Here is a 23,811-nt window from a genome sequence, read left to right on the forward strand (position 1 = left end):
AAGGAATTTCAATGACCGAAACGCGACCGGATGTCTACGCGAGCCAAGACGGCGGGGTGCTCCGCATAGTTGTCAACAGGCCAGCGCGAATGAACGCGTTGACTACCGAAACCCTGGAGAGACTTGCCACGATCTTCGTCGAGCACGCACAATCCTCGGACGTGCGGGTGGCGGTTCTCGAAGGAGAGGGCAAGGCCTTTTGCACGGGCGCGGACCTCGCGGACGTGACGTTGTCCGGTCCGCCGTCGGCGGACACGATCGATGCCGCCAATGCCTTGGTGCAGACCATTCGAGAGTTTCCGTTTCCGGTGGTCGCTGCGGTACGAGGCCCTGCCGCAGGTGTGGGTGTTTCGCTGGCTTTGGCGTGCGACCTCGTGCTCGCGGCGGAGTCGAGTTACTTTCTGCTCGCGTTCACCAAGGTGGGATTGATGCCGGACGGTGGAGCTACCGCACTGGTGGCAGCGTCGATCGGTCGCGCGCGCGCGATGCGCATGGCGCTGCTGGCCGAAAGATTATCCGCTCGAGATGCTTTCGACTGCGGCCTGGTCTCACACGTGTGCGAGGACGACGCCTTCGCGGTGGAATTGGCAGACCTGACCCACCGATTGGTCGCCGGGTCGTCCCCTGCTTTTCGGTTTACCAAGAAGGCGATCAACGACGCTACGCTCACCGAACTCGGTGATGCGTTCACACGCGAGCGCGTAGGCCAGATCGACCTGTTGGGTAGTGGTGATTTTGCCGAAGGTGTTGCGGCGTTTCAGGAAAAGCGCGCAGCAGTCTTCGGATAGACGAAGCGAGAACGGCGCTTACAACGACCGTGGTCCCGAACACAGGATGTTCGGGACCACGGTCGTTCTCGGTGCTGATCAACTCTTTGCGATGTCGCGACCGATTATCTCCTTCATGATTTCGGTGGTTCCGCCGTAGATGGTCTGGATTCGGCTGTCTACGTAGGCCCGGGCGATCGGGTACTCCATCATGTAGCCGTATCCACCGTGTAGTTGTACGCAGCGATCCACGACGCGCTTCTGAAGTTCGCTGGCCCACCACTTCGCCTGTGCTGCTTCGACTGCTGACAGTTGGTCGTCGTTGATGGCCAGGACTGCGTTGTCGACGTATGCCTGTGTCACGTCGATCTCGGTCAGCATCTCGGCGAGGGCGAATCGAGTGTTCTGGAAGTCGCCGATCGGCTTGCCGAAGGCGGTGCGGTCGAACGCGTAGTCTTTGGTCCATTCGTAGGCCGCACGCGCGGAACTGATTGCGCTCGCGGCGATCGACAGACGCTCACGGGGAAGACGCTCCATGAGATGAATGAGGCCTCCGCCCTCCTCGCCCAGGAGGTTGCTTGCCGGGACTCTTACGTTGTCGAACGACAACTCGGCTGTGTCTTGACCCGCCAACCCCACCTTGTGGAGTTTGCGACCGCGGGTGAATCCGTCCATCCCGCGTTCGACCACGAGGAGGCTGAATCCCCGCGACCCCGCTTTGCGATCGGTGCGGGCCGCAACGATGACGATGTCGGCGTGAATTCCGCTGGTGATGAACGTCTTCTGTCCGTTCAAGATCCAGTCGTCGCCATCTCGAACAGCGGAGGTCTTGATGCCTTGCAGATCACTGCCGGTACCCGGTTCGGTCATCGCGATGGCGCAGATGAGTTCACCGGCAGCCATACCAGGTAGCCAACGTGCTTTCTGCTCGTCTGTGCCGAGGTCGGCGATGTACGGAATGACGATGTCATCCTGAAGGCCTAGTCCGGCGCCGAACGAGGTGGTGCCGGTACGGGCGATCTCTTCGGCGACCACGTACCGGTACCGGTAGTCGAGTTCACCCGAGCCTCCGTATTGTTCGGGGACGGCCAGGCCGACAATACCCATCTTGCCGGCCGCGAGCCACGCTGATCGGTCGACGAGCCTGGCTTCTTCCCAGCTGTCGTAGTGAGGCGTGATCTCGCGGGCAATGAACTCGCGCACAGTCTCTCGGTAGGCCTCGTGGTCGGCTGTGAACAGTGTTCGACGCATGGGTTGCTCTCCTGTCCTAGACGGAAACGCGTTCGGTCATCGAACGCAAGCGTGCCCCGATGATGGCCTCTGCTTCGGACACCATGCGCTGGACCAACTCGTCGACGGTGGGGATGTCGTGGATCAGCCCCTGTGATGTGCCGACCGTCCAGATACCGGCGTCGGGATTGCCGGTTTCGTATACGCTTCGCCCACGCGCTCCTGCTACCAGGTCGCGCACATCCTCGAATTGTCCGCCGCGGGAGAGTATGTCGACAACCTCTCGGCTGACGATGTTGCTTGCCACGCGTGCAGTGTTGCGGAGTGGTCGGAAGATCAGTTCGGTCTGTGTTTCGTCTGCAGCGACGATGGCTTCTTTGATGTTCTGGTGGATCGGAGACTCGGTGGTGCACATGAATCGCGTACCCATGTTGATGCCGTCTGCTCCGAGCGCCAGCGCGGCGACCAGACCACGTGCATCGGCGAAGCCGCCGGAAGCGATCATGGGTATCGAAATCTTTTCTGCGGCAGCTGGAATCAAGACCAAGCCTGCGACATCGTCTTCCCCTGGATGGCCGGCGCACTCGAATCCGTCGATACTGATTCCGTCGACACCGAGATCCTGTGCTTTGACCGCATGTCGGACTGTTGTGCACTTGTGGAGCACTTTGATTCCGGCGTCATGGAAGATCGGCAGGTGAGGACCGGGATTGGAACCTGCGGTCTCGACGATCTTCACGCCTGAGTCGACGATCACCTGGCGGTACTCGTCGTACGGCGGTGGCGTGATCGACGGCAGAATTGTGAGGTTGACGCCGAACGGTTGGTCGGTCAGGTCGCGGCATCGGGCGATTTCGTTCGCCAGGTCGGCCGGCGTCGGCTGCGTGAGTGCAGTGATGAATCCCAATGCGCCGGCATTGGCAACGGCTGCGACGAGTTCTGCTCTGCCGACCCACTGCATTCCACCTTGGACGATGGGGTGGCGAACGCCGAACGTTTCCGTGAATGCTGTCGAGATCATGAAAATCCTTGTTGTTCTCTCGGGACGAATGGTCAGAGGTGGGATATTCCGGCGAGGTCACTGACGTATTCGCGTGCCCTCGTCGGATCGAAGGAGCGTGAGATCTGCAGTTTCTCGGCCTCGAGTGATCCTTCTGCGTGCGTGGCCAGGACTGACTGATATCCGCCGTAGTCGCGGGCGGTCAGATCCGCAATGAAGTTGAGTAGACGGAGACGCTTTTCGGCAGGAACTGCTGCAGCGTAGTATTTTTCGAGAACTACACGAATTTCGGGATTCTCCCAGTCTTCACCGCCGGGGCCGGTGGCGAGGAGGCCACCTGAGAGATCGGTGAGGATGGCGACCGCGTTGTGGAATCCATGTGCGAAGTGGTATTTGGCCATGTTGACGGCAAGCGGATCTGGTTGCCTGACACCGTGTGCTCCTGGCTTTGATCGAACGGCGGCGAGTTGAGCCAGTCCGCGCACGGTCTCGCTCCAGGTGATCAGTTCGGTGATCTTGCCCTTCACGTGGCCTGCCTTGTTGATGCCGTTGGCCTCGGCGATCAGTGAAGCTGCTCCGACCATGATGTCGAGTAGGGGCAACTTGTAGTTGATGGCGGTGAAACGGTGGTAATCGACAAACGCCAACGCGAGTGGTCCGGCAAGTTCGGGTTGACGGTTGAGGAAGACTCGATTTTTCGGTACTCGGACATCGTTGAAGACGGTGAGCGATTCGAGGAGTTTGTGTTTCGTGGAGATCGGAAATTCGAAGGAGTTGCGTTCTCCGGCTGCGTAGGGAGAGACGTACAGCTCGAGACCTGGTGTGTCGATCGGGATGGCGAAGGACACTGCGTAGTCGGCGTCTTCGGGGCCCATTGCGCGGGTGGGCAGCACGATCAACTCGTCGGCGTTCGCCGAGAACGAAGTGTGGCACTTCGCGCCGCGCACGGTGATGGAGTCGGCGTCCTCGTCGACGATGTGCAGGTAGAGGTCTGGGTCTGCCTGTTGGCGCGGTCCAAGTGACCGGTCACCCTTGACGTCGGTTTGCGCGACGGCGAGTGCGAGATCGCCGTCGCAGACCCGCTTGTAGAAAGCGCGCGCATTCTCGAGACCTTCACCGCTGGTTGCACGAAGAAGGGCGAACAGCGCATCGCTGCCCACCTCTTTGAGGACGATGGTTCCGCCGCCGCGCCGCGATACTTCCTCGATCAGGGCGCCGCGACGAATCAGGTCGTCCGCAGATGTCGGCGCCACGTAGAACGCGCTGACTGGGTCGCCGTCGACATCGGTGACCGCGAGGTCGGGTCGATCGTCGGCGATGTCGTAGCACAGTGCTGAATGATCTACTGCGAGAGTCAGTTCGGGTTCGGCGTAGACATCGGAAATCTTCTTGCCTCGGTAGAAGACTCGGCGATCGTCGCTGAGCCCTTTTCGGTACTGGTCACTGGATCGCACGGCCACTGGATACTTCCTTGATCTTCTGTCGCGGTTATTGCATTCAACTTAGATTAACGATCGTTAAGTAAGTGTGCAATCATCATGTGCTCGACGATTTCCGGCCATTGATGGCGCAGGTGACGAATCAGGCCGTGGTGAAGATCGATTTGGTCTGGAAGTATGCGGCCAGGCCTTCCGGTCCAAGCTCGCGACCGATGCCGCTGGCCTTGGTGCCTCCGAACGGTGCCCCGAAATCGAGTGTGTAGCCGTTGATCCCGAACGAACCGGTATCGACTGAGCGGGCTATTTCCATCCCGCGGTCGAAGTCGGCAGTCCACACGGTTCCACCGAGGCCGTACTCGGAGTCGTTGGCGATTGCGATGGCCTGTGCCTCGTCGGTGTATGGAATGACAGAGAGTACGGGGCCGAAGATCTCTTCGGTTGCAATCGTGTGGTTTGCGGAGACGTTACCGAAAACGGTTGGCTCCAGGAACCATCCGCGCTCGAGTGTGCGCGGTCGTGATCCGCCGGTCGTGATCCGTGCGCCTTCCGCAGTGCCTGCGGCGATGAAGGACTCGACACGTTCGCGCTGCCCGGCGCTCACGAGAGGGCCGATAAAGGTGGTGGGATCCAACGGGTCGCCCACCGGCAGCGACTCGACCATTGCGGTGACGGCATCGAGCACTTCCTCGTAGCGTCCGACGGGCGCGAGAATTCTTGTCGAGGCGTAGCAGGTTTGTCCAGTGTTGATCAACGATGCCGTCGCCAAACCTGCCATCGTCGCGTCGAGGTCCGCATCGTCGAGAATGACTGCGGCGGACTTGCCGCCGAGTTCGAGCGATACCGGACGCAGAAGTCGTCCGCAGGTTGCTCCGATGTGTCGGCCTGCCGGTGTAGAGCCAGTGAACGCGACCTTGTGTACACCCGGATGAGCGACGAGGTATTTGCCGATTTCGGGTCCGCCGGTGACGATGTTGAGAACACCGGCAGGAAGACCGGCCTCCATTGCGGCCTCGGCGAGGACGAACGCGTCGAGCAAGGTCTCGGGTGACGGCTTCAGTACGACGGTGCATCCCGATGCGAGCGCGGGGGCGATTTTCATCATTGCGAGAAGAGATGGGAAGTTCCACGGTGCAATCGCGGCAACAACACCGATCGGTTCTTTCCGAACGATGGTGGTTCCCGTTCCGGCCAGCGCGTGACGGGGTTCTTCGAGCTCGGTCGTGCGGGCAAGCGCGGCGTAATAGCTCAAAAGCCCTGAAGGTCCCTGTCCTTCAGCGACAGTGGAGATCGATACGGGCATTCCGTTCTGCTGGCTGACCAATCGGGCTGTGAGGTCGGCGCGACGCCCCAAGGCTGTGGCAAATCGATCCAAGGCGTCGGCTCGGTCGGCAGGCTCGAGTCGCGACCACGTACGAAAGGCCCGGCCCGCCGCCGCGACGGCAGAATCGACGTCGTTTGTTGCGCTGCCCGGCACGCTGCCGATCTTCTCTTCTGTACTGGCCGAGTGCACCGAGATGGCGTCCGAAATCGTCGGTGATTGCCAGGTTCCGTCTATGTAAAGGGCGGAGTGAGTGAGAATCATGCAGGCTCCTTGCGGTGGGTGGGTGTGCGGGGATCGGGGCGCTCACGTGGACGTAGGCAAACCGCCACACTCATGACTTAGCGATCGTTACATAAGTCATTTGACTCACAAGCTATGTTGCTCCGCCTGTGGATGTCAATGGTCGAGGTGTCCGGCCGTGCATGAGAGTGGTGACCTGATCGGCGGCTTCACTCACGAGCTTGCCCAGTGCGGCGATCCGCTCCCCGGTCAGTGGTGACGGGGCATCGACCAAGCAGAGGATCAGCGCCGGTGTCGAGTCCTGGGCGAAGGCGACGGCATTGACGGACAGCAATTGATAATTGCCGTCGAGGTCGAGTGTTCCGACCGCGACATCCGCGGACAGAAGACGTCGCGCTTCTCTCAGTGCGAGTGCTGCCCTCTGGCCGCCGACTCCCGGGCCGCGCATCTCGGCGACGGCGTCGGAAATTGAACGTTCTTGTTGGCGAAGGCATTCCACGGCGAACCCGCGCTCTCGAATGGCCGTGAGGATTGGCTCGTACTCCGACCGTAGAAGTGCGGCCTCCGTGTCCAATGCCTCCTTGCCGAGGAGAAACCATTCGTGGAGGTCGTTCTCGTCGAGCCATGCGGCAAGGCCTGCACCCAGTGGAGGTGCCATCAGCACATTGTCGCCGATGCGCAACCCGAGAGTTCCGCTGCGCCTGGAGATCGGTTGAATTGCCTCGGCGACAACGAGGTCGGCGCCGGATCGGATGAATCCGAGACAGGCCAGTTCGGATGTGTCGGCCAGTTCTTGCATGACGGTGCGTGAAAGATCGACGACATCGATTGCGCGGGAAGCGGCTTGGCCGATGGGGACTAGCGCCGGGCCGAGTTGGTAGGTCTTGCGGATCGGGTGACGGACGAGCCAGCCGGCCTCGGCGAGAGCGACGACCATGGGGTAGCAGGTCGCCTTTGCGACGCCGAGGTGTCGTGCGATATCGGCGAGGCTCCGCCCCGCCGTGGGGTCGGATGCCAGCAGTTCGGTCAGCATGACGATTCGATCGGTTTGAGGGGAATTTCGTGCCATGTGTTCGCATAATGCCACTCTGGCGTCGCACTGTGACCCACGATACAGTGGAATGACTTAGCGATCGTTAATCAAGCGGCAAACTCCGGAAGGAAATACATGATTGTCAACGGTGGCGAATTACTTGCCAGAGCACTAGCTGAAGCGGGCACAACCGAGGTCTTCACCCTGCACGGAGGGCACTTGGATGCTTTCCTCGTAGCCTGTCGACGTCACGGCATCCGGCTCACCGACACCCGACACGAAGCCACTGCGGGACACGCTGCGGATGCGTACGCGCGAGTGACGGGCAATTACGGCGTTTGTGTAGTCACCTCCGGCCCGGGCTTCACGAATGTCTACACCGCGCTGACCAATGCACTCCTCGATCGCACGCCGACTATCTTCGTCGTCGGTGCTCCGCCGATGCGTGAGACCGAGACGAATCCGCTTCAGGGTGGTTTCGATCAGATTGCCGCAGCTGTTCCGGTGACCAAGTGGGCATACCGCATCACCGATCCGGCACGCGTCCCCGAGATAGTTGCTCTGGCAATTCGTAAGGCGACGACCGGAATTCCGGGGCCGGTGCTGCTCGAAGTGCCGATCGACGTGATGTTCGGTGAAGCCGACGAAGACACCGTGAGATTTCCGGTGAACTACACCGTGAGTGCGAGGTCGGGTCCGACTGCTGCAGCGGTCGAGGCCGCTCTCGATCTGCTCGGTGAAGCGACGAACCCCGCCATTGTGATCGGAGGTGGCGTCACTTTCTCCCATGCGAGCGCGGCGCTGGTGGCGTTCGCGGAAACGGTGGACGTGCCGGTGTTCTACCCCGGGAAGTCCGATGGAGCGGTACCCGCAAGCCATCGACTGGCCGGCGGCGGACTGTTGGCGATCGGCTCGTTGCCTGCCCTTGGGTATCCGACCCCCGACGTGGTATTCGTTGTCGGTGCCCGAGCCGGGATGTTCACCGGCGGACGCACCAGCTTGTTCCCCGGTGCGCGGTTGGTCCAGATCGACGTCGACGCGTCCGAAATCGGGCGTATGCAGGACGTGGACGTTCCGATACTTGCCGACTGTCGAGAAGCGCTCATCGCTTTGAAAACTGCTGCTGATCAACGTCAATGGCCCGATTGGAGTGCCTGGGTCGATGCCGCCACCAGTGCGAAACATGCGCACCGGCATGGTTTCGAGGACGAAGCGACGGAAAGCGGTAAGGCGCATCCGTACTTTGCAGCGCGCGCGATCGTCGAAGCCTGCCCGCCCGGTACTACTTTCGTGATGGACGGTGCCGAGGCGCCGTCGTGGGGCGAGTTCTTCACTACCACCGAAGAGGTTGGTGGTGTCTTGAGGCTCGGCTACCTCGGATGCCTGGGTGTGGGGCCCGGTTTCGCAATCGGCGCACATCGGGCACGACCGGAATCACCCGTTGTGCTCATTACCGGTGACGGCGCGGCAGGATTCCACATCCAGGAATTCGACACAATGGCCCGTCATGGAATACCTGTTGTGACAGTGATATTCAACAATGCAGTGTGGGGGATGTCGATCCACGGCCAGGAAGCGGTGTACGGGGACGAAGGAATTGTCGTATCCGAACTCGCAGACAGCGCATACGAGAAGGTTGCCGAGGCCTTCGGTGGATACGGAGAGCGTGTTAAGGATGTCGCCTCCATCGCCGACGCTATGAAACGCGCGTTCGACGCGGGGGTTCCCGCATGTATCAACGTCGAGGTGGACCCGCACGTAGTCCACCCCATCACGACGATGATGCTCGGTGACGTCACGAGTACGGACGAAATCGTTGTCCCGTACTACGAGAACATTCCTCGCTGATGCCGGGGCGAATGGAAGGTGCAGTAGCCGTCGTGATCGGCGGAGCATCCGGTATCGGTTGGGCAACAGCGCAATTGCTGGCTGCCGAAGGCGTGAGCGTCGTGATAGGCGACATCGACATCGAAGGCGGGCGGAAACGCGCCGTAGAACTCGGTGGGCGAGCTGAAGCAGTCCGGGTCGACGTCGTCGACGAAGAATCGGTCAAGGGGATATTCGAGGGGGCCGAGGCGCAGCATGGTCGGTTGGATATCGCGGTCAATTGTGCCGGGGTGAATCTGCCGGGCTACATAACGGATTTGGAGGCGCAGACTTGGCGGCGCACCGTTGACATCTGTCTCACCGGAGGTTTCTTCGTGATCAAGCACGCGGCGCGTGCCATGACTGCCGGTGGATCGATCGTCTCGATCACCTCATTGAACGCACGGCAGGCGGCTGCAGGTTTTGCAGGATACTGCTCCGCCAAAGCTGGCCTCGCCATGCTCACCGAGGTTGCGGCACTCGAACTCGGAGACCGGGGGATACGCGTCAACGCGGTTTCGCCAGGTCTTGTCGAAACGCCACTTGTCGAGGGTCTCACCGGTGTGCCGGCTATTCAGGCGGACTTCACCGAGAACACTCCGCTCGGACGTAATGGGTTGCCACGCGACGTTGCCGAAGCGGTGTTCTTCCTCGCTTCCGATGCTTCTTCGTGGATCACGGGCGAGGTTCTCGATGTCAACGGGGGTGCCCACTTACGTCGGTACCCGGACGTGATGAAACACATCGAGGCGATGCAATAGCTCGTCGAGAGTTCGTCGGTTCTGATAGCGCCCGGTGTCGTCCACGCGCCCGGGCCGGAAGTTACGTCCAATCCAGAAAGGGCTTTTCACGATGTGCTCGCAATATCGCCTTGCCGATGAGTCTCGACGCCACGCTGCTGCACGACCAGACGCCCTCGCGTTGACAGGTCGAGACGGGTCGATGACGTTTGCCGAGCTCGACCTCCGCACCAGTCGGCTGGCCAACGTTCTTCTCGACCTGGGTTGTAGATCTGGAACCAGGGTGGCTGTGGTGGACAGAGGCTCGACTCAAGTCGTCGAGATCGTACTTGCGGCAGCGAAGATCGGGGCAGTGGCAATCCCGATCAATTGGAGGTTGTCCGGCGCCGAGGTTGCCGAGGTGCTCGCCGACGCGGACGCTCGTGTGTTGTTCTTCCACAGTGAATTCGAGGGTGTGGTCTCGGCGGTGCAGGCATCGGAAGGGGCGAAGCTGCGTGTCGTGAAGATCGACGGTTCCGAGGAGTTCGACTACGAAGCGCGATCGGCAGGCGCAAGTTCGGTCGATCCGGGATGGCGCGGAAGCCTGGACGACGTTGTACTGCAACTGTATACATCCGGAACGACGGCAAAACCCAAAGGTGTTCTCACATCCAACAGGAACCTGGAGGCATGCACGCGAACCGGCGGGCCATGGGGATTCGACGAATCCTCGGTCAGCTTGTGTGCGATGCCCCTGTTCCACATCGGTGGATTGGGTTGGGCGCTCGTGGGACTTGCGAATGGCGCCCATAACGTCGTTCTCCCAGAATTCACACCTGCCGGTCTGTTGGAAGTACTGGAAGGGATGAGTATCACCAATACCTTTCTCGTGCCTTCCGTCATCGGGATGCTGGTCGACGTACCAGGCGCGCGAGAGCGCAATTTCGCAACTCTCCGATCCATCGCTTACGGTTCCTCGCCGATCACACCATGGGTCTTGAAGCGAGCTCTCGAGACGTTCCGCAAGCCCCTGTTCCAGGTCTACGGGCTGACCGAAACGCATGGAGCAGTAACACAACTCGATTCTTGTGACCATGCGGTGGACGGCGAGAAGGTCGGACTGCTGCGCTCGGTCGGAAAACCCTACCCCTGGGTGGACTTGAAGGTGATGTCACCGGAAGGCGAGGAAGTTGCGGTCGGCGAGGCCGGCGAGATCTATGTCAGGTCTCCGCAAACGACCGAAGGTTACTACCGACGGCCGGAAGAGACTGCCGCTGCGATAGATACCGACGGGTGGTTCCATACCGGCGACGTGGGACGGGTCGACAGCGAGGGCTACGTCTACATCACCGATCGGATGAAGGACATGATCATCACGGGTGGAGAGAACGTCTATCCCATCGAAGTCGAATCGGTCATCGCCGACTATCCGGGAGTATCCCAAGTTGCCGTCATTGGAGTGGAGGATCCACTGTGGGGCGAGGCGGTCAAAGCCGTCGTAGTTGCTGCTGCAGGGCATCAACTCGATACCGACTCGATTTCAGGTTTCGTTCGAAGCCGACTTGCCGGCTACAAGTGCCCCAAGTCCATCGAGATAGTCACGGAACTTCCGTTGGGTGCTACGGGCAAGATCCTCAAGCGCGAACTTCGGGCGCGATATTCGACAGTATGAGAATCAACGTGCACGCTTGCGGCCGGGCTTGCATCCAACCGTATTCAGTGCGATGACGGCGTACTTCTGAGCTACCTCTTCCGGGGTGAGTTCTCCCTCGGCGTGATACCAGCGCGGAATCGACTGGCACATCGCGAGAAGTGCGCGGGTGGTCTCGGGCACGTCTGCTACTGAGAAGAGACCTCGTTCCGAACCCTCGGTGACTATGCCGAGCACCAATTCTTCGACGCCCTTGCGTACGACACGATATCGCTGTCGGTGTTCGGGGCTGAGGTAGCGCACTTCCCCCTCGAGGGCTGCCAACCGAGAGCGGGTCGTCATACGAAGCACGATCGCTTCGACGACGTTGGTGAGTTGTTGTCGAGGGTCGTCTCCGCCGTCGGCGTACGCGCTGTGGGCACGAGCGAGGACGTCACTGGTCGAAATCTCCAGCAGAGCAAGGAGGATCCCTTCTTTGCTCTGGTGGTGGTAGTAGAGGGCGGGGATCGTCACGCCGACGCGGCGTGCGATCTCGCGTATCGAAGTACCGTGGAACCCGTTGTCGTAGAATCCTTCGAGGGCGGCTTCCAGGATAGGAGTCAGCTCGAGCGGCTCGATCCGTCGCCAACTGGCTGTGGCGTCCTTCGCCGAATCTTTCGTGGCCATACGTGGTCCCCTAGCTATCGCTCGATAATGCTCGGGGAGATACTACGCCGCGACGAAGTCACAACAACTGCACGTTACTCAGTTTCCACTCGCCGTCCTCGCGGACCAGCGAAAGTTGCATCCGGTTGCGGTCGATTCTCGGATCGGGGGAGTTGGTGTTCGTGATCGTCTGATCGAGGAACACGAGCACCTCGGCGTTGTCGCGATCACTGCTCGCCAGCCCGGCTGAAATGATCTGAGCGGACGAGGTCGCCTGATACTGCACGATCATGTTCTGAAGGTTGGCTGCCACCTGGGCGTACTGACCGGCGAATTCGCCGACAGAATTGTCACGGACCACGGAGAGATTCTGATCGAGGTTCTGGAAGTTGTACGTCGCAAGATCAGTGGCGAATTGCCGTCCGCTGTCCAGGGCGCTGATACGCGCGTTTTCGTCGACCGATTTCTGCCAGGTCGCGAATGCGCCCCATCCGAGCGCCGCGACCACGACCAGGGCGCCGGCAACGATCGCTACGGTCTGCTTGCGAAGCCGCTTGGGCTTGTCGACGATTGTGGGCGTCTGGGGTTCGGTTGTCTCGGTCATTGCGTTCCTTGTACTAGTAGTGCGGCAAACGAGTTGTCACCGAGAACGGTGTTCTGACCACCGTTGAGGCCCAGACGAATCGACATTCCGTCACCGGCTGCGACCGTTCCGAGGGCAGGATCGTATTCAGCAACCCCGTCGATCGTTCCAGTTCCGGTGGGGACGTTCTGCGATCCGCGATTCTGGATCCGGCCCGACTGGTCCGCGCAGTGTTGGTTCTTGTCGAGCGTGGTCGGTGAGGTGTCCTGTACCGATCGCCGGGGCGTGTCGTAGATACAGACCGGTCCGAGTGCTGTGATCAGATCAAGCTGTGCCCGTCCGTCTTTGACGATACTTCCGAACTTCTCGAATCCTTTGGGCACCACCACCAACAAGGCATCGACGGCGGGCATCCGTGCAGTGACGATCTGAGTGGAGACGAGAGAATTGGCCAACAGCAGACTGAACGGCTCACGACTCTGTTCGATGAGAGGCAGTATCTGATTGTCGAGAACACTCGGGCTTCGATCGAGGAGTGTGCGCAGTTGCGGATCGGAGTTTCGTACCTGATCTGTCAATTGGCGAAGTGTGAGTGCAACTTCGGGAAGAGCGTCAACATTTTCCTCGTTCGCAGTGAACAGTGAGCGCGAGTTCTCGACGAGTGTGTTGACACGCGGTTGATCGGATTGGACAGTGCGCGCGAGCACGTCGAAGTTGTCGACGAGCGCCTGCAGATCCGGACCCAATCCGTTCAATCCCTCGCCGAGTTCGTGCGAGAGGGTTCGCAGGTCTGCCGGATCGACGGTGTCGGCAGCAGCGTTGAAATTCGCAATCACGGTTCCCAACGCGACCGGGATCGAAGTGCGCTCAGTCGGAACGACGGAACCTTCAACCAGATACGGGCCGCCGTCGGTCTGCGAGGACAACTGAACTTTCAATACCGGAACGGCGGTGTCCTGGCCGATGGCCACATGCGAATCGTTGGGGATCTGTTTGTCGGCGGCGATGCTCAACGTCATCACGACGAGGTCCTGGGCAGAGTCCACCTCCACCGACTCGACGTCGCCGACGGTGACTCCGCGATAGGCCACTTCCGAACCGGGAGCGATTCCGGCCGCGTTCTCCAATTCGACGATGACCGAGAAGGTTCCGGTGAACGGATCTCCGGCACCGACTTGCCGGAGTACGTACGTCGTGCTGACCACCGCGATGAGGAGAAAGGCGGCGATCTCGAAATAGACGGTTCGGTTCTTCATCGCGTTCCTCCTTGCAGGGGTGTCGTGATCGGCAGTTCCCGATCGGAGGCGGGCAGAGGTGGCAGTGGCGGTGCGGCGCCCGGGATTATCTCGTTGAGCACTCCGGTCACGGTGCCCTCGACATCGACGTCGAGGTCGATGTTCACGTAATCGCCTGGGCTGGCACGCTCGAGGAGCACTCTTGCGTTGTCCAGGTTGGCCATCGTCTCACCCAGTGTCGGCCCCATTGCCGAGAACTGGTCGAGGATGGGTGACAGTCGTCCGGTGATCTCGGAAATCTGGTCGGCCGACTGGTCGAGTACGGAATTGGTTGCGGTACTGAGCCGATCGGTTTCGTCGAGTAGATCGAGGAGCGGTTGTCGTTGGTCGGCGATCACGCTCAATGCGGGTGTGAGTGTGCGCAAGCCTTCGTCGATGGTGGCGCTCTCGTCTCCGATCAGAGCGCTGAGCCGGTTCAGTGAATCCAGTGCCGAATTGATCGATTCCTTTCGGTCGTCAAGTGTTCCGAGAAAAGTGTCAAGGCGTGCAAGCAGATCGCGGATCGTCTCCTCCCTGCCGTCGAGAATCTGATCAGCCTCGCTGACGATGTTCTTGACCTGCGCCAACCCACTGCCGTTCAACAGAGTTCCGACGGCGCCGAGCAGTTGTGCGACATCGGGTCCGCGCACGGTCTCCGATCGCTCGATGGTGGAACCTGGTTCGAGAATGGGGCCCGCTGGATCGACCGGAACTTCGAGGTTGACGAACGCATCGCCGATCGGGGTCGACAGTTCGATCCGAGCGCGGGTGCCGACAGGTAGTTCGATGTCCGACGCGATTTCGGTATGTACCACGGCTGCAAAGGTTTGCGCGCTCATCGACGTGACTCTGCCGACCACTGCCTGGCCGATCCGCACCTCGCCGCCGACGGGAAGTAACGACGCGTCGACGAATTCCATGTTCAGCGGGTACGACTCTCCTGGCAGACCGCGTCCGAGGGGGAGGTGCTGGAAGTTGAGACTGCAGCCGGTCAATGGCGCGGCGATGACAAGTGCCACGACAACGCTCACCACGGACTTGTTCGACGCCATCAGTTACCCCCACCGAGGATGCGTGCCAGGTCGGAGCTGCCTGCCGAAGGAAATTCGATGGGATTGACGATTCCCGGCCCTGTGCACAGCGGTATCGGCATCTTCTCGCACAGTTCTCTCGTCGTGTCGAACTGTGAGAGATCGGTGGCGACGTTCAATCGTGCTCTGGCTCGGCCTTCTTCGGTGACGAGGTTGGCGACGTTCTCGAATCCCGTTGGTGCCGTTTCGATGATCTCGCGCAGTTGATCCTGTTTGGTCGCGACTGCACCGGCCAACTGTGCGAGCGTACCCAGATCGGCGGTGACCGCCTCGCCGTGTTCGGCGAGTAGCGCTGAGACCTGTCCGAGCAACGTGGTCAGGGAATCGAGCGCCCCGCTGATGTCTTCTCGCTGGGCGCTGAACGTGCGGGCGGTGACTGTCACCGAGTTCGACAGAGAGTCGACCTTGGTCTGGTTGTCCGCGATCAACTGCACGAGGGTGTTCAGGTTCTTCACCAGTTCGGAGATGTCGGGACTTGCACCCGCCAGTACCGAACTGGCCTGTGAGATGGACCGAACGGCATCGTTGAATGCTTGCCCGTTGCCGTCCAACGCGTGGGCGCCTTCTCCGATGAGGTCACCGATCCCGCCGCCGTCGGCGCCAGGGCCGAGCGCCACCGTCAATTCGTTCACCGATGCGGTGAGTTGGTCCCACGTCAGCGGGGAGTGAGTGCGTTCGAGAGGGATCACCGCGCCGTCGGTGAGGAACTCACCGTCCTCGTAGCCGGGGCCGAGTTCGATCGTGCGGTCACTGATGACCGAGGGAGACAGGACCCAGGCCTGCGCGTCGGCGGGTATACGTGTTCCGGATGGCAGGCTCAGCGCCACTCGTACCCGGGACCCTTCCGGCGTGACGCTCTCGACCCTCCCGCTGGGAACTCCCAGAATCGTCACTGTGTTCCCGGTGAAGATAGCGTCGGTCGAGGTGAATTCGGCGGTGAGAGTGAGTCTGTGTTCGTCACGCGTGACGACCAGGACGGCACCGATCGCGCAGATCACTATCGCTGCCAGCACGGCGAGTTTCTTGACGGTCGTGGTCATCGACACCCCTGAACGAGCCCGACGACGCACAACCAGTTGTCCGGGATGAGGGTGGAGGGTGAGTTGAGGTCGAGCCAGTTGCCGTTACCGGTTGCGTTGGTGACGTAGCGGACGCTGGGGGCGAAGTTGTCGAGCAGTGTGGTCAGTGATTGTTCGTTCTCGGACAGAACTCCCGTCACCACGTGGATGTCTCCCATGACCGAGTCGATCAAAGCCTGGTTGTCGCCCAGGAACTGGGCAAGTGTGGTGCTCAACTGATTCAGGTCTTGTACAAGCGCATTCAGCACATCTCGCCGGTCGGCGATCGTGGACATCACCAGATCCGCATTCCCCAGAAGGGTTTCCAGAGTGTCCTTCTGCTCGATCAGTGTTGCGGTCGTCTGCTGCGCTCCGGTGAGAAGGGAACGGAGCGCAACGTCGTTGTCGTTGACTACTCCGGAGAGTGCGTCGATTCCCTCGAGTGAGCGTCGAATGAGTTCGGGATCGTCCGGTGAATTGTCGGACACCACGGTCAGCATATTTCGCAGTTGTTGCAGATCAAGGTTTTCCGACGTGGATTGTGCTCCTCGACCGAGATCGTCGAGAGTGAACGGAACGCTCGTGTTCTCGATGGGGATGGTCGAACGTGCGGGTAACGAGCGCGATCCGTTCGGAGTGACGTCGAGCGAGCGTCGGCCGAGCAGAGTCGAGATCTTGATGTCCGCACGGGAGTCTTCGCCGAGAGTGACGCCGTCGTCGAGTCGGAAGGTGACTTCAACCGAGTTGCCGCTGACCGCCAACGAGGTGACCACCCCGCTCGGGACTCCCGCGACGTTGACCGGATCGTCCTGCGTCAACCCAGTGGCGTTGGTAAAGACGGCGTGGTACTCGTTGGTCTTGACCTTCAAGATCAGTTGAGGGACAACGAGTGCGGCCAGAACCACACCGACTCCGACGAGGATGCAGATGATTCCGTTGCGGACCGGGTTCTTGACGGTGAGCCAGTTCATCGGCACACCGCCGAACGCTCGGGGCCGCCGAGGGTCACCGATTGGTCCAGCGCGCTGAGCCGGAAGTTGCAGATGTAGATGTTCGCCCAGCTTCCGTAGCTCATCGCGATCCCCAACTGGGTGAACAGTTGATCGAAAGCGGTGATACCGGTCGCCAGCGACTCACGATTGTCGACGACGACGCGAGCCGACTGATCGATCGAAGTCAGCGCGCCAGCCAAGTCCGGTTCCACGCCCGTCACCAAGTCCTGAAGTGAAGAAGTCAGGGCGCCTGCGGAATCCACTGCGGCCGAGATCTGTTGGCGGTCCTGTGCCAAACCGCCGACCAGTGCGTCGAGCGTGTTGATCATCTCGACGAAGTTGGGTCGATTCGTCGTGGTCACGGTAAGGACCCGGTCGAGGTTGTTCAGTAGTTGGTCCAAGATCGCGTCCCGGGACGTCAGGTTCTCGGTGACGGCAACAGTGCGCTCCAGCAGGCTTTCGATGGTGGAACCTTGTCCTTGGAATACCTGGACGACCTGTGCGGCAAGCTCGTTGACTTCTGCGGGGTCAAGTGCGTCGAACAGGGGACGGAATCCGCCGAGGATGTCGGTGAGGTCGATCGCCGGCTGAGTCTGTTCCATGGGAATTGTGGCCCCGGGGGAGAGGTAGTTGCCTGTTGCGCGTTCGGCCTGTCCGGGTTCGATCGAAATTGTTCGCGCTCCCAACAGGTCTGCGTACCTCACCACAGCGCGACCGTCGGACGGAATACGTTGTGCAGATTCGAGTTCGAAGCCGACGACGGCTTGGTTGTTCACCAACTCGACGCTGTCGACGCGCCCTACTCGCACCCCGGCGATCTGAACATCGCTGCCGGTGACCAGGCCGGAGGCATTGACGAAGACGGCCCGGTACTGCGAACTCGACCCGGAGACTGGGTTGATCAGGGTGCTCACCACAACCACGGTGGCGAGAATCGACAGTGCAGCATACAGTCCGAACCTGATCAGAGATTTCTTCACGCTCATCCGCCCACCACCGTCGTGCCGCGAAATACCGGCCCCGCCACGAGAGTGTCCAAAGCTGTACCGCCCTGGGTGAGAGCCGAGATCAGGGACTGTTCGGCAGGGCTGCCGACCGGGCCGACGGTTCCGCCGAACGCGGTCGCGGCGGCAGGACAGTTGGGTCCGCGGGTTCCGTCGTACCGTGGGCAGTCGGTCTTTCCGTACGGATACAGATCTGTGACGGACAGCCGTAGATCGGTGCTGAGCCACGGACCATGCGCCAACGCGGGCGGGAGCTTGATCGTGAGATTGCGCAGGCCGTTGTAGAAGGTGGTGATGTGGTCCGGCCGCGAAGTGATTGCGCCGGTCAGGGAATCGGCGTCGTCGACCAAGGTGATCATGCGGTCGCGATTGTCACCGATCAGACTCGTGGCAGCAGCTCCCGTGCTGGTGCCGGCACGCAGAAGCCCCGCCAACCCGTCGGATTTCTCGACGACGGTCTTGGATGTGGTGATGGAGTTCTCGAATGCTGCGAGCATGTCCGGCGCACTCGTCGAGAGACTGTCGGCGAGGGTGGCTATGTCGTCGAGGTCGTCACCGAGTCCGTCGATGACGGGCTGCGCACCGACCAACGCTTGGTGGACTGAATCGAGCGATTCGCCGATCTGGTTTCCCTTGCCGCTCAACGCGTCCGAGACTGCCGTGAGTGCGACGTTGATGTCGGCGGGGTCGAGGGAAGAAACGAGCGAGTAGATCCGTGAGATCGATTGGTAGAGCTGGACCGCGACTTCGGACTGATCGGATACCAATTCGGTACCCGGCACGAGAGCAGGACCACGCGAGAGTCCGTCAGGTTGAATCAAGTCTACGAAGAAGTCACCGAAGATGTTGCGGGGCATCAGTCGCACCTGACTTGTCGACGGTATGTCCTCGAACGCTCCCTCGTCGATCGCGAGTGAGACAGTCGAAGCGGTGGTGCCCGGCTCGATCTCGGCCACAGCGCCGACGACGACGCCGCGGTACTGTACCGAGGATCCGACTCGCAGCGCACCGGCACTGGCGGGGACGACAGCACTGACCTGCGGTGTGGAACCGGTGGAGTCCGTACCTCTGCTGAACAAGAAGACGTAGGCGAGGATCAGGATGACCACGGCGAGTAAACCCCGCAGTGCCAGGGTGATTCGGCTGGAATTCGTGACGATCATCCGGTCAGCCCGGGTACGTGAGGTTTGAGTCCCCACAGCGCAATGGTCATCGCGACGTCGGTGAATGCAAGGAAGACGATGCTGGTGCGCAACGCTCGTCCGGCGGCTCGTCCGACGCCTTCGGGTCCACCCGTCGCGGTGTAACCGTAGTAGCAGTGCACGAGGGTCACGACGACCGCGAACACCATGACTTTTATCAAGGACAACCAGATGTCGTTGGGAGAGAGGAAAAGACTGAAGTAGTAGCCGTACGTTCCCTCCGACTGGCCTTTGACCCGGATCACCGCAAGCGCCGTTGCCATGTACGAAGCAAACAGGCCGACCAGGTACAGCGGGACCACCGCGATGAGCGCCGCGATCATTCGGGTGGTGACCAGGTACCGCAGCGAGGGAATCGCCATGACTTCGAGCGCGTCGATTTCCTCGGAGATCCGCATCGCTCCGAGCTGCGCGGTGAATCCGGTTCCGACCTTGGCTGCCAGGGTGATTGCGGCAACGAGTGGTGCCACCTCGCGAGTATTCGCGATGGCGGACATCACGCCGGACAGCGGTGCGAGGCCGACGAGATTGAGTCCGCGGTAGCCCTCGAGTCCGATCTGGGAACCGGCGAAGAACGAGATCGCGAAGATCACGACGACGCTGCCGCCTCCGGCGAGCAGGGTGCCCGAACCGAATGCCACCTGGGCGACGAGACGGGCGACTTCACGCCAATAGCGCTTGAGGGTTGCGGGAATCGAGGTGATGACACGCGCGTGGAACGTGAACTGATCGCCGAGTCGACTCAGGCCGTCGACGGTCCGCGAACTGACCCGCTTGGCACGAATTGCGATGGGCAGGTGCATCAATAGGCACCTTTCACCGAGACGAACAGTGGGTAGAACTGAGTAATTGCGAGGTTGGCGACAAACACGAGGACAAACGAGAGCACGACGGTCTCGTTGACTGCGTCGCCGACGCCTTGAGCTCCGCGCTTGACGGTCAGGCCCTTGTAGCAGGCCACGATTCCCGAGATGAGAGCAAAGGCAACGGCTTTGATGCCGGAGACGACGAAGTCGCTGGGTTGACTGAATTGAACGAGATTGCGCAGGAAACTCTGTGCGTTGCCGTCGAGTATCAGGACGTGAACGAAGAGGCTTGCGCCCAAACCGATTACGAGAACTATCGAGTTCAGTAGGAGGCAGACGACGGCAATGGCGATCATCCGGGGTACGACCAGGCGTTCGAGCACGGGTAGACCGAGCACTTCGAGTGCATCGATTTCCTCGCGTATCGTTCGCGCTCCCAAATCTGCGCAGATTGCGGAACCGCCGACACCGGCGATGATCAGGGCGCACACCAGGGGGCCGGCCTGTCCGATGATGAGGAACGCGACGACGGCACCGCTGTACGCACCCGCGCCGATTTGATCTGCGAGCGCACCGATCTGCAGTGCTACCCCGACACCGAGGGGAATCATCACCAGAGCGGACGCGACCGAGGTGACGTGGGCGAGAAACCACATCTGGTCGAGCGCCTCACGCCAGGCGAGGCGCTTGTGTCGAAGAGATGTGAACGCCGCAACGCACACGCGAACGGTGAAGGTGAAGAGCAGTCCGATCTCGGAGAGCAGGTTCGAGAACATGTTCGTCTTGGCGGGGGAGACAGCAGTTGTTTCCCCGGTTGTTCCATTCCCGGTCGTCGTAGCTTCGGTGCTCACGCCATCCCCCTCTCCGGCCGAATCGTTCTGGTCGGGTTTCTTCGATCACACTCGGGAGCTCGAAGTGCTCCAGGTCACGTTCGGAGACGGTATCAGGAAACTGACTCTGAAGTAAGTTCCATTTCGGCCACTTCATCACCGGGCGCGAATGTCGACGCGGAACTTTCGTTTGCGTCCACGCAACCTTCCCGGCGAGAGCCCGAAATGCGGCGGGTGCACAATGAGTGAATGCCACGATCAAGCCCCATTTCCGCTTGGAAGTCCCTTCGCGAAGGCAACGAGCGATTTGTCAACGACGCGTCCATTCACCCCAGCCAGGGAATCGCGGACCGCGCGAAACTCGTCGATGGGCAGCACCCCACAGCGGTGCTGTTCGGTTGCGGTGATTCGCGCGTAGCCGCCGAGATCATCTTCGACCAGGGTCTCGGCGACATGTTCGTCGTGCGCACTGCAGGTCACGTGCTCGACGATTCGGTGCTCGGTTCCATCGAGTACGCGGTTCACGTGCTCAACGTGCCGCTCATCGTCGTCCTCGGGCACGACGGTTGCGGTGCCGTGAAGGCAACGCTCGACGCCCTGGACGAGGGCGCAGTTCCCGACGGATTCATCCGCAGTGTGGTCGAGCGTGTTGCTCCGTCCATCCTGATGGGCCGCAACGAGGGCTTGTCCACCGTGGACGAACTCGAAGGCCGTCACGTCGTGGAGACCGGCTCGCTGATCATGCAGAGGTCGCGGATCATCGCCGACAAGGTGGACAAGGGTGCGTGCGCGATCGTCGGCGTCACGTACACGTTGTCCGACGGTCACATGCGAGTTCAGGGCGCGGTCGGCGACATCGGCGAGAGCGTCGAGACCGTCGAGGGTTAGATCTTCCGGGGCAGTGGTACCTGGCAGCAGACAATGGGTACCGACACGCCGCCTCAGCTGACGGTTAGTGGACCCTGCGCCAACTACCGTTGAGTCCGTGTTGGAACCTAATGGACCACTGCCCCCCGAGATCTACTGGCGTCGCCGGGCGCTGGCCATTGGTGCCGCCGTCATTGCACTGGCGTTGATCATCTGGGCGGCGTCCGCCCTCTTCGGCGGTGGAAGTGATACCCCGGAGGCCGATTCGGCCGCTGCGAGTTCCTCGCTGACGACGGACGTCTCCTTCACCCCCAACCCTTCCGGCTCCAACGCGCCGGACGGTGGCGGTGGCTCGGGTGGCGGCGCTGCCGGTGGATCAGGTGGCTCGGGCACGCAGGCTTCGGGATCGTCTTCGTCTTCGTCTTCGTCTTCGACCACCGGGGCTCCGGTCCCGGCCGGTCAGTGCGCCGACTCGTCGCTGGCAGTCAAGGCCACCGCAGACAAGGCGACCTTCGCTCCCGGCGAAGAGCCGTCGTTCACGATCGTCATCACCAACATCGGTTCGGCACCCTGTGATCGAGATCTGGCCGGCGGCCTTCAGCAGGTGCTCGTCTACAGCATCGACGGCAAGACCCGGTTGTGGTCCAACGTCGACTGCTACCCACAGCCCGCAGCCGACGTACGCAATCTCGCGCCCGGCGAGCAAGCTGCGTTCAAGGTCGCCTGGTCGGCCACGACGTCGACCCCCGAGTGCGCGACCGCGCAGAACCCCGAGCGCAATCCGGTGGGCGCAGGCGCTTACACGGTTGTCGGGCAGCTCGGTGCACTGCGAAGCTCCCCGGAGCCGTTCAACATCGCATGAGCGCGGGCAAGCCCGAACAGGCCCGCTAGTTGAAGGATCCGGTGATCGACGTCTCCGCGAGCCGGGAAAGTCCCTCACGGATGTGACGAGCCCACAGCCCGCCGATGCCCTCGACCGACTGCAGATCGGCAGCCGTAGCGGCCAGCAGCGACTGGAGAGTGCCGAAGGATCCGACCAACCGGTGGATCTGATGGAACTGCAATCGAGGTACACGCATCAGCACGCGATATCCGCGAGGAGTCATCGGAGTGTCGAGAGCTTCGATCGTGCCTGGATAACCGAGAACACGCGCAAGAGTCGTGAGATCGAGTAGATCGGCGTCGGTGACGCGATCGAGTGCGACGAGGACGTTGTCCATCGCCGCGGTGCCGATGGGTTCGGGACCGGCAAGATAGTCCCGAACGATGAGTTGACGTGCAATGTCGTTGTCGCCGACCAGTTCTTCGAGCTGCAGTGCCAACTGGCGACCGTCGGTGCCGAGTTCGAGGACATCCTGTTCGATTTCGATCGACACGCGGCGAACCATTTCGAGGCGCTGTACGACGGTCAACGCGTCGCGCAGAGTCACGAAATCCTCGATCTCGACCACCGACAGTTGCCGTGTCACTTCGTCGAGTCGCGCTTTGTATCGTTCGAGCGTCGCGACGGCCTGGTTGGCGCGCGAAAGTATGGTGGCCGAGCCGTCGATGACGTGCCGGATGCCGCCGACGTACACACTGACGATCGACATCGACTGACTGACCGAGACCACGGGATAGCCGGTCTGAATTGCCGTGCGCTCGGCAGCGCGGTGCCTCGTGCCGGATTCGACGGTGGGAATCTTGTGATCGGGAACCAGCTGGACGTTGGCACGCACGATGCGTGTGCCGTCCGTCGAGAGGACAACCGCGCCGTCCATCTTCGACAGCTCACGCAATCGGGTCGGTGCGAACTCCACGTCGAGGTTGAATCCGCCGTCACACAGCGCTTCCATTTCCTCGTCGTATCCGAGGACGATCAGCGCGCCGGTACGGCCGCGCAGAATTCGTTCGAGCCCGTCTCGCAAAGCGGTACCCGGCGCCAACCTGGCGATGGTCTCTCGCAATGCCGACGACGACTGTGTGTCCGCCATCGCACTGATCATTGAGAAACTCCCTGCTGAGGTCGATGTCACTTCGGTCGGGTCCGATGCCTGCGCCGGACGGATCCCCGTTTAGATTACCTATCCATGACAATGTCTCGTATTTGATGGTCGCCTGAGCGCTTGCGATGACAGTCATTCCGATAACGAATTGGCGCGACTCGCCCGTAGCATTCACCTCGGTGGTAACACAGATCGGTATGAATTCTTA

At 61.1% G+C, this 23,811-nt stretch carries 22 protein-coding genes; 6 read left to right on the forward strand and 16 right to left on the reverse strand.

The features are described from left to right. Positions 1-11: 11 nt before the first annotated feature. A complete protein-coding gene (locus tag RhoBH5_RS25180) occupies positions 12-788 on the forward strand; it encodes an enoyl-CoA hydratase (protein WP_042451896.1) in 777 nt (258 codons plus the stop codon). A 78-nt stretch (positions 789-866) separates the two neighbouring features. Here RhoBH5_RS25180 and RhoBH5_RS25185 read toward each other — a convergent pair whose 3' ends face one another. From RhoBH5_RS25185 to RhoBH5_RS25205, 5 genes are all read right to left on the reverse strand, one after another. Next, entirely contained in the window at positions 867-2,018 is a 1,152-nt protein-coding gene (locus RhoBH5_RS25185; RefSeq protein WP_054826793.1) for an acyl-CoA dehydrogenase family protein, read from the reverse strand. A 16-nt stretch (positions 2,019-2,034) separates the two neighbouring features. Continuing rightward, a complete protein-coding gene (locus RhoBH5_RS25190) occupies positions 2,035-3,018 on the reverse strand; it encodes an NAD(P)H-dependent flavin oxidoreductase (RefSeq protein WP_042451892.1) in 984 nt (327 codons plus the stop codon). A gap of 32 nt (positions 3,019-3,050) precedes the next feature. Then, entirely contained in the window at positions 3,051-4,457 is a 1,407-nt protein-coding gene (locus RhoBH5_RS25195; RefSeq protein WP_064443079.1) for a 4-hydroxyphenylacetate 3-hydroxylase N-terminal domain-containing protein, read from the reverse strand. 121 nt (positions 4,458-4,578) lie between these two features. After that, positions 4,579-6,018, reverse strand: coding sequence for an aldehyde dehydrogenase (locus tag RhoBH5_RS25200; protein ID WP_042451887.1), 1,440 nt, complete (start codon positions 6,016-6,018; stop codon positions 4,579-4,581). A gap of 112 nt (positions 6,019-6,130) precedes the next feature. Continuing rightward, positions 6,131-7,066: a helix-turn-helix domain-containing protein gene (locus RhoBH5_RS25205; RefSeq protein WP_054826795.1), complete on the reverse strand. Its 936-nt coding sequence runs from the start codon at positions 7,064-7,066 to the stop codon at positions 6,131-6,133. Positions 7,067-7,165: 99 nt separating this feature from the next. On the opposite strand from RhoBH5_RS25205, the gene RhoBH5_RS25210 reads away from it, so the two are divergent. The 3 genes from RhoBH5_RS25210 (at position 7,166) to RhoBH5_RS25220 (ending at position 11,287) form a co-directional block, all read left to right on the forward strand. Beyond that, positions 7,166-8,878, forward strand: coding sequence for a thiamine pyrophosphate-binding protein (locus RhoBH5_RS25210; protein ID WP_054826796.1), 1,713 nt, complete (start codon positions 7,166-7,168; stop codon positions 8,876-8,878). After that, positions 8,878-9,657 carry an SDR family NAD(P)-dependent oxidoreductase gene (locus tag RhoBH5_RS25215; protein WP_054826797.1) on the forward strand — a complete coding sequence of 260 codons (780 nt, stop codon included), beginning with the start codon at positions 8,878-8,880 and terminating at the stop codon, positions 9,655-9,657. Before RhoBH5_RS25210 ends, RhoBH5_RS25215 begins: the two co-directional genes overlap by 1 nt. A gap of 91 nt (positions 9,658-9,748) precedes the next feature. Next, positions 9,749-11,287, forward strand: coding sequence for a long-chain-fatty-acid--CoA ligase (locus tag RhoBH5_RS25220; RefSeq protein ID WP_054826798.1), 1,539 nt, complete (start codon positions 9,749-9,751; stop codon positions 11,285-11,287). Positions 11,288-11,290: 3 nt separating this feature from the next. Here the strand turns inward: RhoBH5_RS25220 and RhoBH5_RS25225 are convergent, their stop codons facing one another. Genes RhoBH5_RS25225 through RhoBH5_RS25270 form a run of 10 tightly spaced genes read right to left on the reverse strand, consistent with a single transcriptional unit; the run spans position 11,291 to position 20,772 of the window. After that, entirely contained in the window at positions 11,291-11,932 is a 642-nt protein-coding gene (locus RhoBH5_RS25225) for a TetR/AcrR family transcriptional regulator (protein ID WP_042451878.1), read from the reverse strand. Positions 11,933-11,990: 58 nt separating this feature from the next. Continuing rightward, positions 11,991-12,515 (reverse strand): hypothetical protein, encoded by a 525-nt coding sequence (locus tag RhoBH5_RS25230; protein WP_042451875.1) that lies wholly within the window; start codon positions 12,513-12,515, stop codon positions 11,991-11,993. Further along, positions 12,512-13,750, reverse strand: coding sequence for an MlaD family protein (locus tag RhoBH5_RS25235; RefSeq protein WP_270008920.1), 1,239 nt, complete (start codon positions 13,748-13,750; stop codon positions 12,512-12,514). The genes RhoBH5_RS25230 and RhoBH5_RS25235 overlap by 4 nt, the downstream gene beginning before the upstream one ends. Next, positions 13,747-14,820 (reverse strand): MCE family protein, encoded by a 1,074-nt coding sequence (locus tag RhoBH5_RS25240; protein WP_042923606.1) that lies wholly within the window; start codon positions 14,818-14,820, stop codon positions 13,747-13,749. Before RhoBH5_RS25240 ends, RhoBH5_RS25235 begins: the two co-directional genes overlap by 4 nt. Further along, positions 14,820-15,899, reverse strand: a complete 1,080-nt coding sequence (locus RhoBH5_RS25245) for an MCE family protein (protein ID WP_050656747.1) — start codon at positions 15,897-15,899, stop codon at positions 14,820-14,822. Before RhoBH5_RS25245 ends, RhoBH5_RS25240 begins: the two co-directional genes overlap by 1 nt. After that, positions 15,896-16,888: an MCE family protein gene (locus tag RhoBH5_RS25250; protein WP_270008921.1), complete on the reverse strand. Its 993-nt coding sequence runs from the start codon at positions 16,886-16,888 to the stop codon at positions 15,896-15,898. Before RhoBH5_RS25250 ends, RhoBH5_RS25245 begins: the two co-directional genes overlap by 4 nt. Beyond that, positions 16,885-17,895: an MCE family protein gene (locus tag RhoBH5_RS25255; RefSeq protein WP_270008922.1), complete on the reverse strand. Its 1,011-nt coding sequence runs from the start codon at positions 17,893-17,895 to the stop codon at positions 16,885-16,887. The genes RhoBH5_RS25250 and RhoBH5_RS25255 overlap by 4 nt, the downstream gene beginning before the upstream one ends. Continuing rightward, positions 17,892-19,076 carry an MCE family protein gene (locus RhoBH5_RS25260; protein WP_270008923.1) on the reverse strand — a complete coding sequence of 395 codons (1,185 nt, stop codon included), beginning with the start codon at positions 19,074-19,076 and terminating at the stop codon, positions 17,892-17,894. The genes RhoBH5_RS25255 and RhoBH5_RS25260 overlap by 4 nt, the downstream gene beginning before the upstream one ends. After that, positions 19,073-19,918, reverse strand: coding sequence for an MlaE family ABC transporter permease (locus RhoBH5_RS25265; RefSeq protein ID WP_003945610.1), 846 nt, complete (start codon positions 19,916-19,918; stop codon positions 19,073-19,075). Before RhoBH5_RS25265 ends, RhoBH5_RS25260 begins: the two co-directional genes overlap by 4 nt. Further along, positions 19,918-20,772 carry an MlaE family ABC transporter permease gene (locus RhoBH5_RS25270; protein WP_003945667.1) on the reverse strand — a complete coding sequence of 285 codons (855 nt, stop codon included), beginning with the start codon at positions 20,770-20,772 and terminating at the stop codon, positions 19,918-19,920. The genes RhoBH5_RS25265 and RhoBH5_RS25270 overlap by 1 nt, the downstream gene beginning before the upstream one ends. Before the next feature lie 228 nt (positions 20,773-21,000). On the opposite strand from RhoBH5_RS25270, the gene RhoBH5_RS25275 reads away from it, so the two are divergent. Together RhoBH5_RS25275 and RhoBH5_RS25280 are read left to right on the forward strand one after the other, a co-directional pair. Then, entirely contained in the window at positions 21,001-21,639 is a 639-nt protein-coding gene (locus tag RhoBH5_RS25275; RefSeq protein WP_003945421.1) for a carbonic anhydrase, read from the forward strand. A 97-nt stretch (positions 21,640-21,736) separates the two neighbouring features. Further along, the gene (locus RhoBH5_RS25280) at positions 21,737-22,480 is read left to right on the forward strand and encodes a DUF4232 domain-containing protein (protein ID WP_007726893.1); all 744 of its coding nucleotides are present in this window, start codon (positions 21,737-21,739) and stop codon (positions 22,478-22,480) included. A 25-nt stretch (positions 22,481-22,505) separates the two neighbouring features. On the opposite strand, the gene disA is transcribed toward RhoBH5_RS25280, so the two are convergent. Further along, entirely contained in the window at positions 22,506-23,591 is a 1,086-nt protein-coding gene (gene disA / locus RhoBH5_RS25285; RefSeq protein WP_024487741.1) for a DNA integrity scanning diadenylate cyclase DisA, read from the reverse strand. Between the last annotated feature and the right edge of the window lie 220 nt (positions 23,592-23,811).

This window comes from Rhodococcus sp. BH5, assembly GCF_027583855.1.
Taxonomy (GTDB): Bacteria; Actinomycetota; Actinomycetes; order Mycobacteriales; family Mycobacteriaceae; genus Rhodococcus_F; species Rhodococcus_F qingshengii.

Bases quoted from the DNA above. Each gene is read 5' to 3' on its own strand.
- RhoBH5_RS25180 (WP_042451896.1), top strand. From the start codon at position 12: ATGACCGAAACGCGACCGGATGTCTACGCGAGCCAAGACGGCGGGGTG.
- RhoBH5_RS25185 (WP_054826793.1), bottom strand. From the start codon at position 2,018: ATGCGTCGAACACTGTTCACAGCCGACCACGAGGCCTACCGAGAGACT.
- RhoBH5_RS25190 (WP_042451892.1), bottom strand. From the start codon at position 3,018: ATGATCTCGACAGCATTCACGGAAACGTTCGGCGTTCGCCACCCCATC.
- RhoBH5_RS25200 (WP_042451887.1), bottom strand. From the start codon at position 6,018: ATGATTCTCACTCACTCCGCCCTTTACATAGACGGAACCTGGCAATCA.
- RhoBH5_RS25205 (WP_054826795.1), bottom strand. From the start codon at position 7,066: ATGGCACGAAATTCCCCTCAAACCGATCGAATCGTCATGCTGACCGAA.
- RhoBH5_RS25210 (WP_054826796.1), top strand. From the start codon at position 7,166: ATGATTGTCAACGGTGGCGAATTACTTGCCAGAGCACTAGCTGAAGCG.
- RhoBH5_RS25215 (WP_054826797.1), top strand. From the start codon at position 8,878: ATGCCGGGGCGAATGGAAGGTGCAGTAGCCGTCGTGATCGGCGGAGCA.
- RhoBH5_RS25220 (WP_054826798.1), top strand. From the start codon at position 9,749: ATGTGCTCGCAATATCGCCTTGCCGATGAGTCTCGACGCCACGCTGCT.
- RhoBH5_RS25225 (WP_042451878.1), bottom strand. From the start codon at position 11,932: ATGGCCACGAAAGATTCGGCGAAGGACGCCACAGCCAGTTGGCGACGG.
- RhoBH5_RS25230 (WP_042451875.1), bottom strand. From the start codon at position 12,515: ATGACCGAGACAACCGAACCCCAGACGCCCACAATCGTCGACAAGCCC.
- RhoBH5_RS25235 (WP_270008920.1), bottom strand. From the start codon at position 13,750: ATGAAGAACCGAACCGTCTATTTCGAGATCGCCGCCTTTCTCCTCATC.
- RhoBH5_RS25240 (WP_042923606.1), bottom strand. From the start codon at position 14,820: ATGGCGTCGAACAAGTCCGTGGTGAGCGTTGTCGTGGCACTTGTCATC.
- RhoBH5_RS25245 (WP_050656747.1), bottom strand. From the start codon at position 15,899: ATGACCACGACCGTCAAGAAACTCGCCGTGCTGGCAGCGATAGTGATC.
- RhoBH5_RS25250 (WP_270008921.1), bottom strand. From the start codon at position 16,888: ATGAACTGGCTCACCGTCAAGAACCCGGTCCGCAACGGAATCATCTGC.
- RhoBH5_RS25255 (WP_270008922.1), bottom strand. From the start codon at position 17,895: ATGAGCGTGAAGAAATCTCTGATCAGGTTCGGACTGTATGCTGCACTG.
- RhoBH5_RS25260 (WP_270008923.1), bottom strand. From the start codon at position 19,076: ATGATCGTCACGAATTCCAGCCGAATCACCCTGGCACTGCGGGGTTTA.
- RhoBH5_RS25265 (WP_003945610.1), bottom strand. From the start codon at position 19,918: ATGCACCTGCCCATCGCAATTCGTGCCAAGCGGGTCAGTTCGCGGACC.
- RhoBH5_RS25275 (WP_003945421.1), top strand. From the start codon at position 21,001: ATGCCACGATCAAGCCCCATTTCCGCTTGGAAGTCCCTTCGCGAAGGC.
- disA (WP_024487741.1), bottom strand. From the start codon at position 23,591: ATGGCGGACACACAGTCGTCGTCGGCATTGCGAGAGACCATCGCCAGG.